Source organism: Paracoccus sp. P2 (assembly GCF_046335115.1).
Classification (GTDB): Bacteria; Pseudomonadota; Alphaproteobacteria; order Rhodobacterales; family Rhodobacteraceae; genus Paracoccus; species Paracoccus pantotrophus.
In genome coordinates, this window is record NZ_JBGOSN010000023.1 from 53176 (window position 1) to 65496 (window position 12321).

The 12321-nt window shown below is 68.7% G+C and carries 11 protein-coding genes; 4 read left to right on the plus strand and 7 right to left on the minus strand.

From position 1 onward, the window contains the following. Positions 1–115 precede the first annotated feature (115 nt). On the plus strand, positions 116–1180 hold the full coding sequence (locus ACDP63_RS15120) for a 3-deoxy-7-phosphoheptulonate synthase (RefSeq protein WP_409928203.1): 1065 nt from the start codon (positions 116–118) through the stop codon (positions 1178–1180). A 98-nt stretch (positions 1181–1278) separates the two neighbouring features. On the opposite strand, the gene ACDP63_RS15125 is transcribed toward ACDP63_RS15120, so the two are convergent. From ACDP63_RS15125 to paaN, 7 genes are all read right to left on the minus strand, one after another. Continuing rightward, the gene (locus ACDP63_RS15125) at positions 1279–3219 is read right to left on the minus strand and encodes a 3-hydroxyacyl-CoA dehydrogenase NAD-binding domain-containing protein (RefSeq protein WP_024843927.1); all 1941 of its coding nucleotides are present in this window, start codon (positions 3217–3219) and stop codon (positions 1279–1281) included. Positions 3220–3223: 4 nt separating this feature from the next. Then, a complete protein-coding gene (locus ACDP63_RS15130; RefSeq protein ID WP_024843928.1) occupies positions 3224–3925 on the minus strand; it encodes an ABC transporter ATP-binding protein in 702 nt (233 codons plus the stop codon). Next, positions 3912–4691 carry an ABC transporter ATP-binding protein gene (locus ACDP63_RS15135; protein WP_024843929.1) on the minus strand — a complete coding sequence of 260 codons (780 nt, stop codon included), beginning with the start codon at positions 4689–4691 and terminating at the stop codon, positions 3912–3914. Before ACDP63_RS15135 ends, ACDP63_RS15130 begins: the two co-directional genes overlap by 14 nt. Further along, positions 4688–5647 carry a branched-chain amino acid ABC transporter permease gene (locus ACDP63_RS15140; RefSeq protein WP_024843930.1) on the minus strand — a complete coding sequence of 320 codons (960 nt, stop codon included), beginning with the start codon at positions 5645–5647 and terminating at the stop codon, positions 4688–4690. The genes ACDP63_RS15135 and ACDP63_RS15140 overlap by 4 nt, the downstream gene beginning before the upstream one ends. Beyond that, positions 5647–6519, minus strand: coding sequence for a branched-chain amino acid ABC transporter permease (locus ACDP63_RS15145; protein ID WP_011751016.1), 873 nt, complete (start codon positions 6517–6519; stop codon positions 5647–5649). Before ACDP63_RS15145 ends, ACDP63_RS15140 begins: the two co-directional genes overlap by 1 nt. 67 nt (positions 6520–6586) lie before the next feature. Next, on the minus strand, positions 6587–7732 hold the full coding sequence (locus ACDP63_RS15150; RefSeq protein ID WP_024843931.1) for an ABC transporter substrate-binding protein: 1146 nt from the start codon (positions 7730–7732) through the stop codon (positions 6587–6589). 34 nt (positions 7733–7766) lie between these two features. Next, entirely contained in the window at positions 7767–9416 is a 1650-nt protein-coding gene (gene paaN, locus ACDP63_RS15155; protein ID WP_024843932.1) for a phenylacetic acid degradation protein PaaN, read from the minus strand. Positions 9417–9518: 102 nt separating this feature from the next. On the opposite strand from paaN, the gene paaG reads away from it, so the two are divergent. From paaG to paaK, 3 genes are read left to right on the plus strand one after another with little or no spacing between them, the layout of a single operon-like run. Then, a complete protein-coding gene (paaG, locus tag ACDP63_RS15160; protein ID WP_024843933.1) occupies positions 9519–10307 on the plus strand; it encodes a 2-(1,2-epoxy-1,2-dihydrophenyl)acetyl-CoA isomerase PaaG in 789 nt (262 codons plus the stop codon). A gap of 26 nt (positions 10308–10333) precedes the next feature. Continuing rightward, positions 10334–10765, plus strand: coding sequence for a hydroxyphenylacetyl-CoA thioesterase PaaI (gene paaI, locus ACDP63_RS15165; protein WP_211331241.1), 432 nt, complete (start codon positions 10334–10336; stop codon positions 10763–10765). 28 nt (positions 10766–10793) lie between these two features. After that, positions 10794–12104: a phenylacetate--CoA ligase PaaK gene (gene paaK, locus ACDP63_RS15170; protein WP_024843935.1), complete on the plus strand. Its 1311-nt coding sequence runs from the start codon at positions 10794–10796 to the stop codon at positions 12102–12104. Positions 12105–12321 lie beyond the last annotated feature (217 nt).

Genomic DNA, 12321 nt, shown 5'->3' on the forward strand with positions numbered 1-12321 from the left:
AGCCGGGTGTAGCGCGAACCGCGCGATAACGAACCCCCGAAGCCGCTGGCCCAAGACCGGCGGCTTTTTCAGTTCCATGCGCTTCCGGTCCGGCCCTTTGCAGAAAGAAAGAGCCATGCCCATCCAGACCGAGAACCTGCGCATCGCCGCATTACGCCCCCTGCCCGCCCCCGCCGCCCTGGCCGAATCGCTGCCGCGGGACGAGGCGGTGTCGCGCATCGTCGCCGACAGCCGCGCCGCCATCCGCGCCATCCTGGCCGGGCGCGACGACCGGCTGCTGGTCGTCGCCGGCCCCTGCTCGATCCACGACCCCGCGGCGGCGCTGGATTATGCCGCGCGCCTGGCCGAGTTGCGCCGCGCGCTCTCCGACCGGCTGGAGATCGTCATGCGGGTCTATTTCGAGAAGCCGCGCACCACCGTCGGCTGGAAGGGGCTGATCAACGATCCGCATCTGGACGGTTCGGACCGGATCGAGGACGGGCTGCCACTGGCCCGCCGCCTGCTGCTGGAGATCAACCGCATAGGCCTGCCGGCGGCGACCGAGTTCCTGGACCCGATCCTGCCGCAATATTTCGCCGACCTGATCGCCTGGGGCGCCATCGGCGCGCGCACCACGGAAAGCCAGATCCACCGCCAGCTGGCCTCGGGCCTGTCCTGCCCGGTGGGGTTCAAGAACGGCACCGACGGCGGGGTGCAGGTGGCGCTGGACGCGATCCGCTCGGCCGCGCGGCCGCACAGTTTCCCGGCGATCACCGCCGAGGGGGCGGCGGCCATCGCCACCACCACCGGCAACGATGCCTGCCATGTCGTGCTGCGCGGCGGCCATGACGGGCCGAATTACGGTGCCGAACATGTCGCGGCGGTGGCGGCGGCCGCGGCCAAGGCCGAGGTCGAGCCCGGCATCGTCATCGACGCAAGCCACGCCAACAGCGGCAAGGATCCGGCGCGTCAGTCCCTGGTCATCGCCGATGTCGCGGCGCAGGTCCGCACCGGCGAGACGCGCATCCGCGGCGTCATGCTGGAAAGCAACCTGGTGGCGGGGCGGCAGGATCTGCGGCCCGGCCAGGCGCCAACCTATGGGCAAAGCATCACCGACGGCTGCCTGGGCTGGGAAGAAAGCCGCGCCCTGCTCTTGGACCTGGCCGGGGCCGCGGCGACGCGATTGCGCTGCGCCGCCTGAGGCGGGCGTCGGACGGGCGGCGAAAATCGCCGGGCTTCGCGCAGGGCAAGGCGGGCCGCATGGTTTCAAGCGGCCCCATCCAGCCCGGCCCCGGTGCTTCAGCCGCGGATGCCGGTGGCAAACATCGGCCCGCCGCGCCAGCGCGGGAAACCGTAGCCGTGGATCTCGACCAGGTCGATGTCGGCGGGCGCCTGCGCGATGCCCTCGTCCAGGATCGCCTGCCCCTCGGCGGCCATTTCGGCGACAAGGGCCTGGGCGATTTCCTCGCGGCCCATGGCCGGGCCGGGCCGGATGTGGCCCGCCAGCAGTTCGGCCACCGCCGCCGAGGGCTGCGGCTTGCGCTCGCCCGGCGCATAGTCATACCAGCCGCCGCCGGTCTTTTGCCCCTTGCGGCCGGCGCGCACCAGGATGTCGCCCAGCGTCTCGGGCACCGCCTGCCCGGCCGCCCGCGCGCCCTCGCGTTGCAGGAAGGCGATGTCGAGCCCGCCCAGATCCTGCGCCTCGAACGGGCCCATGGCAAAGCCGTGGCCGCGCATGGCGGCGTCGATTTCTGCGATCGGCACGCCTTGGCGGACCAGCGCCTCGGCCGCCGCGCGATAGCGTTTCAGGATGCGGTTGCCGATGAAGCCCTCGCAGATACCGGCGCGGACCGGGATCTTCTTCAGCAGCCGCGCCAGCGCGAAGCCGGTGGCCAGGGTGCGGTCGGAGGTTTCGGGCACCGGCACGATCTCTAGGAGCTTCATCACATTGGCTGGGCTGAAGAAATGCAGGCCGATGAAACGCTCGGGCTCGGGCAGCACCTCGGCGATGGCGCGCGGGTCGAGATAGGAGGTATTGGTCGCCAGCACCGCATCCGGGCGGCAGACCCGGGCCAGTTGCTCGAACACGGCGCGCTTGACGCCGATTTCCTCGAACACCGCCTCGATGACCAGATCGGCATCGGCAAGGCTGGCGTAATCCGTCGTCCCGGTGACGCCGACCGCCAGGCCCTCGGCCTGCGCCTCGGTCAGCTTGCCGCGCTTGACGCCGCCCGCGAAGATGCCGCGCAGATTGGCAAGGCCGCGCGCCACCGCCTCGTCGTCGCGCTCGACCAGAGTGACGGGCAGGCCGGCCTCGCGCAGGGCGGCGACGATCCCCGCGCCCATGGTGCCGCCGCCGATGACCGCCGCGCGGCGCAGGGGCAAGGGCTCCACCTCGCGCAGGGCGGCCGGGCGCGGCGCGGCGCGCTCGGCGAAGAAGACATGGCGTAGCGCCGCCGCCTGATCCGAGCCGCGCAGTTCCAGGAAGGTCTGGCGCTCGAAGGCCATGGCCTCGGCGAAGGGCGCTTCGACGGCCTTGCGCAGGCAGGCCAGCGCCCGCAGCGGCGCGGCAGCGCCCTTGGCGGATTTGGCCACGGCCTTCTCCTGCTCGGCCCAGAAACCGGCATCGGGCGCGGCGACGGGACGGGCCGAGACCGGCGCGGGCAAGGGCTGGGCCAGCGCCTGCCGGGCGAAGGCTGTGGCGCCTTCCAGCAGGTCGCCCTGGATCACCGCATCGACCAGCCCCGCCTCGGCGGCTTTCGCCGCGCGCATCGGCCGGCCCGAAGTGACCAGTTCCACCGCCAGCGCGGCCCCGGCGAGGCGCGGCGTACGCACCGTGCCCGAGGCGCCGGGAACGATGCCGAGGCTTACCTCGGGCAGGCCGACCGAAGCGTCGGGGGCGGCCACCCGGAAGCGGCAGCCCATCGCCACCTCGAACCCGCCGCCCAGGGCCGAGCCGTGGATGGCCGCGACCCAGGGCTTTTGCGCGGCCTCGATCCGGTCCACCAGATCGGGCAGGTGCGGCGGCTGCGGCGGCTTGCCGAATTCCGTCACATCGGCCCCGGCGATGAAGGTGCGGCCGGCGCAGGCCAGCACCACCGCCGCGACCTGCGGGTCCGCGTCCAGCGTGTCCACGGCATCCCACAGCCCCTGCCGCAGCGCCTGGCTCAGCGCGTTGACCGGCGGGTTGTCCACGGTGACGATGGCGATTTCCCCTTGGCGGGCGATGGTTACGGTCATGTCCTCAGATCCCCAGATAGGCTTCGCGGATGCGCGGATCGGCGATCAGTTCCGCCGCCGGTCCCTGCATGGTGATGCGGCCGGTTTCCATGACATAGCCCCGGTCGGCGATCTTCAAGGCGCCGAAGGCGTTCTGCTCGACCAGCAGCACGGTCACGCCAAGCGCCTTGAGCCCGCTGACCACGTCGAAGATCTGCTGGACGATGATCGGCGCCAGGCCCATCGAGGGCTCATCCAGAAGCAGGCAGGACGGCCGGCCCATCAGCGCCCGCGCCATGGCCAGCATCTGCTGCTGGCCGCCCGACAGCCCGCCGGCCGCCAGGTTGCGCTTTTCGCGCAGGATCGGGAACATCTGGAACGCGTCCTGCATGTCCTTTTCCACCCGGTCGTCGCTGTAGAGGAAGGCGCCGAGGCGCAGGTTCTCCTCGACCGTGAGATTGGTGAAGATCTGCCGGCCCTCGGGCGATTGCGTCAGCCCGCGCGCCGGGCGGCGATGCGCCGGCACCCCGGCCAGCGGCTCGCCCCGGAAGGTGATCTGCCCGGCCGAGACCGGCTGCACGCCCGAGAGGCAGCGCAGCAGCGTGGTCTTGCCCGCGCCGTTGGCGCCGACCACGGTGACGATCTCGCCGGAATCGACATGCAGGTCGATGCCGTGCAAGACCTCGATGCGCCCATAGCGCGAGCGCAAGCCCTCAACCGTCAGCATCGGCACCCTCCTCGGTTCCCAGATAGGCGGCGATCACCGCCGGGTTGCGGCTGACCTCGGCCGGCGCGCCCTCGGCGATCTTCTCGCCATGGTCCAGCACCACGATATGGCTGGAAATGCGCATGACCATCTTCATGTCATGCTCGACCAGCAGGATGGCGGTGCCGGAGGCCGCGACCTCGGCGATCAGGTGGTCGATCTCCTCGGTCTCGACGGCGTTGCAGCCGGCCGCCGGTTCGTCGAGCAGCAGCACCTTGGGCTTCATCGCCAGCGCGCGGGCGATCTCCAGCCGCTTGAGCGAGCCATAGGACAGGTTCCCCGCCTCGCGATCCGCCGCCCGCTCCAGCCCGACCCGGGCCAGAAGCGCGCGCGCGCCCGCATCGGCCGCCCGCGCCCGGCGGCGCGAGGCGGGCAGGTGCAGCAGGTCGGCCAGCACCGCCCCCCGCTCCTGCAGGTGAAAGCCCGAGATGGCGTTTTCCAACACCGTCATGTTCTGGAATATCTGCAGGTTCTGGAAGGTGCGCGACATGCCGCGGCTGGCCAGCCGGAACGGCGCCATGCCGGTCACGTCCTCGCCCTCCAGCACCACCCGGCCCGAGCCGGGCTGATAGACGCCCGAGATCATGTTGAACAGCGTGGTCTTGCCGGCGCCGTTCGGGCCGATGACCGAGACGATCTCGCCCGACTCGACCTTGAAGCTGACATCGTTCACGGCCTTGATGCCGCCGAAGCTGATGCCCAGACCTTCGACCGAAAGCAGCGTCATTCGTCCCTCCCCCTCAGCTTGCGCAGGACCGAGGGCAAAAGCCCCTCGCGCAGGAAGATCATCACCAGCATCATCACCAGGCCCAGCACCAGCTGCTCGTATTCGGCAAAGACGGTCAGCACCTGCGGCAGCAGCGTCAGGATGCCGGCGCCGAAGATCGCGCCCAGCACCGAACCGGCGCCGCCCAGCACGGCCATGGTCACCATCTCGATCGAATGCATGAAGCCGGCGACATCGGGGGTGATGAACTTGTTCTGCAACGCCACCAGCGAGCCCGCGACCGAGGCATAGACCGCCGAGATGACAAAGGCCTGCAGCTTGACCCGCGCCACGTCGATACCGACGGTGCCGGCGGCGATCTCGGATCCGTGCAGCGCGCGCAGCGCCCGGCCGCTGGGGCTTTGATGCAGGTTCAGCGCCAGCCAGGCGCCGGCCAGCAGCACGAGCCCGCAGAAGAAATACCAGAACTGGCCGTTGGTCAGGTCCAGCCCCCAGTCTTTCAGCAGCCCGCGCAGGCCAAGCTCGGGCACCGCGATGCCGTCGGGGCCGCCGGTCAGCTGGCGCTCGTTGTTCAGCACCATCGAGACGAGGATGCCGAAGCCCAGCGTGGCCACGGCGAGGTAATAGCCCTTGAGCCGCAGGATCGGCCGGCCGACCAGATAGGCCAGCACGCCCGAGATCGCCGCACCCAGCACCACGGCCAGCGACGGGTGCAGGCCCAGATGCGTGGGCGCCAAGGCGCAGGCATAGCCGCCGATGCCGGCGAAACCGGCATGGCCCAGGCTGATCTGCCCGGCATAGCCGGTCAGGATCACGATGCCGGTCACGGCCAGCCCGTTGACGAAGATCAGCGCGCCGACCCGGTAGTAATAGCCCGAGGGAAAGAAGAAGGGCGTCACCGCGATCAGCGCGGCCAGCACCAGCAGCGTGGCGGATTTGGCGGTCAGTCTCGGCATCACACCCGCTCCGTCGATTTGCGGCCGAACAGGCCCTGGGGCATGAAGAACAGGACCAGCAGGATCACCACGAAGGCCGCGGCCTCCTTGTAGGTCGAGGAGAGGTAGCCCGCGGTCAGCGCCTCGATCAGCCCGATCAGGAAGCCGCCGGCCAGCGCGCCCTTGGGATTGCCCATGCCGCCCAGCATGGCGCCGGCAAAGCCCTTCAGCGCAAAGCCGATGCCGACATTATAGGCGGTCAGCGTGATCGGCGTGGCCAGCACCCCGGCCAGGGCGCCGATCCCGGCCGACAGCGCGAAGGACAGCGTCATGACGAAATTGGTGTTGATGCCGACGAGCTGCGCCGCCAGCCGGTTGTTCGAGGTCGCCAGCACCGCCCGGCCCAGAAGCGTGCGGGTGAAGAACAGCCACAGCCCGGCAAAGACCACCAGCGCGCCGCCGATCACCCACAGGCTTTGCGGCTGGATCGTCGCACCGCCGATGCGCAGCGGCGTGTCGCCGGAAAAGGCCGGGAAGCTGTGGATCTGCTTGTCGAAGACCAGCTGCGCCGCGCCTTGCAGAAAGACCGAGGCGCCGATGGTGATGATGATCAGCGACACGACCGGCGCGCCGCGCGCCGGCTCGATGGCCAGCTTGTTGATGGCGACCCCCAGCGCCGCGGTGGCGACGATGGCGATCAGCGCCGCCAGCGGCAGCGGCAGGCCGGCGGCATGGGCGAACCATGTGATCATGCCGCCCAGCATGACGAACTCGCCCTGGGCGAAGTTCACCACGTCCGAGGCGTTGTAGATGATCGTGAAACCAAGGGCGACCAGCGCATAGACCGCGCCCACCGTCAGCCCTGAAAACAGGAATTGCAGAAGTTCAGACATGCCGAGGCTCTCTGGCTGGGCTCTCCCGAGCGGGCGGAAGCGGTCCCCCTGCGGGGACCGCACGGGGTCATTCGACGATGGACCAGCTGCCGTCCTTGACCTCCAGCATGCGGAAGGCCGACAGGTCCAGCCCCAGATGGTCCTCGGGCGACATGGTATAGATGCCGGTCGTGCCCGCCAGTCCCGAGGTCTGCTCCAGCGCGTCGCGGATCGCCTCGGGCTCGGCCGAGCCGGCGCGCGTCACCGCATCGACCAGCAGGGCGAAACCGTCATGGGCATAGCCGCCGAAGGTGCCGACCGGCTCCTTGAACTTGCCCTCATAGGCGGTCTTGTAGGCAGTGACGACCGGCTTTTGCGGATCGTCCTCGGCCAAGAGGTCCGCGACCAGCAGCGCGGTACCGGGCAGGCGCACGCCCTCGGCCGCTTCCTTACCGGCCAGCTCGATGAACCCGTCCGAGGCGACGCCATGCGACTGGTAAAGCGGCAGCTCGATGCCCAGCTGGCGATAGTTGCGGGTCACGATGGACGGGCCCTGGCCGAAGCCGGGGTTCAGCACCGCCTGCACGCCATCGGTGTTGCGGATCTTGGTCAGCTGCGCCGTCATGTCGGCGTCCTTGGGATCATAGGTCTCGTCCGCGGCGATCTCGATGCCGTATTCGCCGACCACGTCCTTGCATTGCGCCTGCATCGAGGCGCCGAAACCGTCGGTGCCCGAGATCATGCCGATCTTCTGGATGCCGCTTTTCTGCATGTCCTCGAAGATCTTCTGGCAGGCCATGCGGTCGGTATGCGGGGTCTTGAAGGTAAAGGGCTTGACCGGCTGGATGATGTCGATGGCACCGGCCAGCGAGATGAAGGGGATCTCGGCATCCTCGGCCACGGCCAGGATCGACATCGAGGTGCCGGTGGTGGTGCCGCCGATGATGGCCTGCACCTCGTCATCCTCGATCAGGCGGGTGGCGAAGGTGCGCGCCTTGTTGGCGTCGCCGCCGTCATCGTAAAGCACCAGCGCGATCTCTTCGCCGTTGATGCCGCCCTTGGCGTTCAGCTCTTCGACCAGCATCTGCAGGGTCTTGGCCTCGGGGTCGCCGAGGAAGGCGGCCGGCCCGGTCGCGGAAACCGAGGCGCCGATCTTGATCTCGGCGCTGGCGGCAGAGGCCAGGCCAAGCGCGATCAGCGCGGCCGGAACGGTCGTCGTCAGGGTCTTTTTCATGGTTCGTCTCCTCCCAGAGAACTAGTTGACTTGGTCAGGCCGCGGCCGGCCGGCGCCACATGGCGCGCCGGAACCGGCTGGCGACGAAGGCGGTGTCGGTCAGGCAGGCATTCCCCGCCGGGTTGGCCCCGGTGACATGGAAATCGCTGAAGGCCGCCGACTGGTTGACATAGATATTGCCGGTCAGGTTCACCGACAGGTTGACTCCGGCCGCGGCAAAGGCCTGCGCAGCGCGGGCAATGCGCACCTCGTCCCGGTCGTAGAGCGCGGCGGTGATCGCGCCCTTGCGCCGCGCCAGATCGGCGGCGCGGGCGATGGCGGCATCGGCGTCCTTCACCGCGATGACGAAGGCGATGGGGCCGAAGCATTCCCGCTCGCAGGCCGGATCGCCGTCCCGCAGCGCCAGCAGCAGCGGCGTGGCGGTGCGCCCCTGCCCCAGCGGCGCCGAATCGCGCAGCACCCGGCCAAGCCCGCGCGCCTGCTGCACCCGCTCCAGCGTGGCCTGGTTGGCGATGGCGCCGCAGATGCCCGCCGCGCGGGCCGGGTCGGCCAGCAATGCGTCGATGGCCGCGGCCAGCGCCAGCCCGACCTCGTCGAAGCTCTTGCGGCCCTGGTCGGTGTCTATGCCGCCTTCCGGGACATAGATGTTCTGCGGCGCAGTGCACATCTGCCCGGAATAAAGCGCCAGCGAAAAGGCCAGATTGGCGCACATGCCGGCGAAATCGTCGGTGGCGGCGATGGTGACGGTGTTGACGCCCGCCTCCTCGGTGAACAGCTGCGCCTGGGTCGCGTGGCCGCGCAGCCAGTCGCCGAAGGCGCCCGATCCGGTATAGTCGATCAGCCGCACCGCCGGGTGGGTGGCCAGATCCTGCGTGATCTCGGCCCCGCGCTCGTCCACGGCCAGCAGCACCGAATCGGCCGGCAGCCCGGCCTCGGCCAGCACCTCGCGCAGCACGCGGACGGTCAGCGCCAGCGGCAGGATGGCGGTGGGATGCGGCTTGACGATCACCGGGTTGCCGGTGGCGAGGCTGGCGAAGATCCCGGAATAAGAGTTCCAGGTCGGGAAGGTGTTGCAGCCGATGGCCAGCGACAGGCCGGCCGGCACGATCGACCAATGCTTTTCCAGCACGATCGGCGCCGCCTTGCCCTGCGGCTTTTCCCAGCGCGCCTGCGGGGCGAATCGGGTCATCTCGTCCCAGGCCATCGCCACCGCCTCGAGCCCGCGGTCCTGCGCATGCGGCCCGCCCGCCTGGAAGGCCATGGCGAAAGCCTGCCCCGTGGTGTGCATGGTGGCATGGCCGATGAGGAAGCTGATGCGGTTGAGCCGCACCAGCGCCTCGAGGCAGGCGCCCACCCGCGCTTCGGGACTGGCCGCGGCCAGCGCCGGCTGCGCCGCCTGTGCCGCCGCGATCAGCGTCGCGGCATCGGCGGCCGGATAGGTGATCCCCAAGGCACCGCCAAAGGGCGAGACCTCGGCACCCAGCCGGCGCTGATTCGGGTGTCCCGGCAGCTCGAAGCCGGCATTGCGCAGGGCGGCGAAGCCGGTCTCGCCCTCCTCGCGCGCCGATTCGCCATAGATCTTGCCGCTTGGAATCTCGGGGAACGGGCTCCAGAATGCACGCTGGCGCAGGGCATCCAGCGCAGCGTCCAGCATCGGCCGATGGCGGTCGAAAAATTCTGTCACGGTGTTCCCCCTCACTTGCCAGATTATCATTGACCGGCCGGTCGGTTTATGCAACAAAAATTTTCAGGGAGCCCCGGTTGCCGGGGCATGGGAGTTTTACCGATGACGGAAACCGTCCTGGCGGCCTTGGCCGATGGCGTGCTGACGCTGACGCTCAATCGCCCCGACAAGCTGAATTCCTTCAACGAAGAGATGCACCGGGCACTGCGCGCCGGGATCCAGCGCGCCCATGACGATGCGGCGGTGCGCGCCGTGCTGCTGACCGGCGCCGGGCGCGGCTTCTGCGCCGGGCAGGATCTGGGCGACCGCGACCCGCGCAAGGGCGGCCCCGCCCCCGACCTGGGCCAGACGCTCGAGACCTTCTACAACCCGACGCTGCGGCTGATCCGGGCGCTGGAAAAGCCGGTGGTCTGCGCGGTCAACGGCGTTGCGGCCGGGGCCGGGGCGAATATCGCCTTCGCCTGCGACATCGTGCTGGCGGCGAAATCGGCGAAGTTCATCCAGGCTTTTGCGAAGATCGGCCTGATCCCCGATGCCGGCGGCACCTTCAGCCTGACCCGTATCCTGGGCGAGCCGCGCGCCAAGGCGCTGGCCCTGACGGCCGAGCCGCTGATGGCGGAAAAGGCCGCGGACTGGGGCCTGATCTGGAAGGCCGTGGAGGACGCGGCGCTGATGGACGAGGCCGGGGCGCTGGCGAAATCACTGGCCGCCGGGCCGACACTGGGCCTGGGTCTGACCAAGCGGCTGATCCAGGCGGCCGCCACCAACAGCCTGGACGCGCAGCTGGACATGGAGCGCGACTGCCAGCGGCAGGCAGGCCGCAGCGCCGATTACGCCGAGGGCGTCACCGCCTTCCTGGAGAAACGCCGGCCGGAGTTCAGGGGACAATGAACGACATGACCAAGCCCGTGGCCCAGATGACCGCGCAGGAACTGGCCGAAGCCTCGGCCCATGCGATGTGGAACGATGATTCCGCCAGCCAGCGGCTGGGCATGAGCCTGGACCATATCGCGCCCGGCGAGGCCACGCTTTCCATGACCATCACCGAGGCCATGTCGAACGGCCACGGCAATTGCCACGGCGGCTATATCTTCACGCTCGCCGACAGCGCATTCGCCTTTGCCTGCAACAGCTACAACCAGCTGGTCGTGGCGCAGCACTGCTCGATCAGCTACCTGCTGCCCGTCCGCATCGGCGACCGGCTGACGGCCCAGGCGCGCGAGGTCTCGCGCCGCGGCCGCTCGGGCATCTACGACATCCGCATCACCAACCAGGACGGTGCGCATGTGGCCGAGTTCCGCGGCCACTCCCGCACCGTCAAAGGCACCCATCTGCCGGTCGAGCCCTGACCGCAACCCATCGCAAGGGGAGGAATCCATGCACCCATTGGCGCCCGAAAGGAAAGAGCTGGACCCGATCGAGATCGCCTCGCGCGACGAGATCGAGGCCCTGCAATTCCACCGCATGAAGCGGTCGCTGAAGCACGCCTTCGAAAATTCGCCCTTCTATCGCAACCGCTTCATCGAGCATGACGTCCATCCCGAGGATCTGAAATCGCTCGCGGATATCGCGAAATTCCCCTTCACCACCAAGCAGGATCTGCGCGACACCTATCCCTTCGGCATGTTCGCCGTGCCGCAGTCCAAGCTGGTGCGCATCCACGGCTCGTCCGGCACCACCGGCAAGCCGACCGTGGTGGGCTATACCCAGGCCGACATCGACCATTGGGCGAACCTGATCGCGCGCTCGATCCGCGCCGCCGGCGGCCGGCCGGGCGACATCCTGCACAACGCCTATGGCTACGGGCTGTTCACCGGCGGCCTCGGCGCGCATTACGGGGCCGAGCGGCTGGGCTGCACCGTGGTCCCGATCTCGGGCGGCATGACCGAGCGGCAGGTGACGCTGATCGACGACTTCAAGCCGCGCATCATCATGGTGACGCCCAGCTACATGCTGTCGATCCTGGACGAGTTCCGCCGCCAGGGCCTGGACCCGCGCGAGTCCTCGTTGCAGATCGGCATTTTCGGCGCCGAGCCCTGGACCAACGCCATGCGCCAGGAGATCGAGGAAGCCTTCGACATGCACGCCGTCGACATCTACGGCCTTTCCGAGGTCATGGGCCCCGGCGTCGCCATGGAATGTGTCGAGACCAAGGACGGGCTGCATATCTGGGAAGATCATTTCTACCCGGAAATCATCGACCCGGTCACGGGCGAGGTGCTGCCCGACGGCGAGATCGGCGAGCTGGTCTTTACCACGCTGACCAAGGAAGGGCTGCCGATGGTGCGCTATCGCACCCGCGACCTGACCCGGCTCTTGCCCGGCACCGCGCGCTCGATGCGCCGGATCGAGAAGATCACCGGCCGCAGCGACGACATGATCATCCTGCGCGGCGTCAACGTCTTTCCGACCCAGATCGAGGAGCAGATCCTGAAATGCAAGGGTCTGGCGCCGCATTTCCAGATCGAGCTGACCCGCTCGGGCCGGATGGACAGCATGACCGTGCATGTCGAATGCGCGCCCGAAATGACCGACGAATCCGCCCGCGCCCATTCCGCCAAGGAACTGGCGCATCACATCAAAAGCGTGGTCGGCGTCTCGACCCGGATCGAGGTCAAGGATCCCAACGCCATTGCCCGTTCCGAGGGCAAGGCCAAGCGGGTGCTTGACAATCGGCCCAAGACATGATGCCGCAACGCGGCAACCAATATGACGCGCGGTCGCAAACCCGCTAAGTCGTTAGGGGGCCATGCGCCCCCTTGTTTTTCTCGCCTCCCGACCGCGGGCGAACAAATGATCTGATGGGCACCTCTAAAAATTGCCCTGACCTTGGCGCTGCGATATCGTGACATGGTGAACCGGCATATAGGGGATGCAGCGATGACGCAGATGGGTTTCTTTGATC

What these genes read in the sequence shown, in the direction of transcription:
- ACDP63_RS15150 (WP_024843931.1), bottom strand. Translation starts at nt 7,732, where the DNA reads ATGAAAAAGACCCTGACGACGACCGTTCCGGCCGCGCTGATCGCGCTT.
- ACDP63_RS15125 (WP_024843927.1), bottom strand. Translation starts at nt 3,219, where the DNA reads ATGACCGTAACCATCGCCCGCCAAGGGGAAATCGCCATCGTCACCGTG.
- ACDP63_RS15145 (WP_011751016.1), bottom strand. Translation starts at nt 6,519, where the DNA reads ATGTCTGAACTTCTGCAATTCCTGTTTTCAGGGCTGACGGTGGGCGCG.
- ACDP63_RS15140 (WP_024843930.1), bottom strand. Translation starts at nt 5,647, where the DNA reads ATGCCGAGACTGACCGCCAAATCCGCCACGCTGCTGGTGCTGGCCGCG.
- paaG (WP_024843933.1), top strand. Translation starts at nt 9,519, where the DNA reads ATGACGGAAACCGTCCTGGCGGCCTTGGCCGATGGCGTGCTGACGCTG.
- ACDP63_RS15120 (WP_409928203.1), top strand. Translation starts at nt 116, where the DNA reads ATGCCCATCCAGACCGAGAACCTGCGCATCGCCGCATTACGCCCCCTG.
- ACDP63_RS15135 (WP_024843929.1), bottom strand. Translation starts at nt 4,691, where the DNA reads ATGACGCTGCTTTCGGTCGAAGGTCTGGGCATCAGCTTCGGCGGCATC.
- paaI (WP_211331241.1), top strand. Translation starts at nt 10,334, where the DNA reads ATGACCGCGCAGGAACTGGCCGAAGCCTCGGCCCATGCGATGTGGAAC.
- ACDP63_RS15130 (WP_024843928.1), bottom strand. Translation starts at nt 3,925, where the DNA reads ATGCTGACGGTTGAGGGCTTGCGCTCGCGCTATGGGCGCATCGAGGTC.
- paaK (WP_024843935.1), top strand. Translation starts at nt 10,794, where the DNA reads ATGCACCCATTGGCGCCCGAAAGGAAAGAGCTGGACCCGATCGAGATC.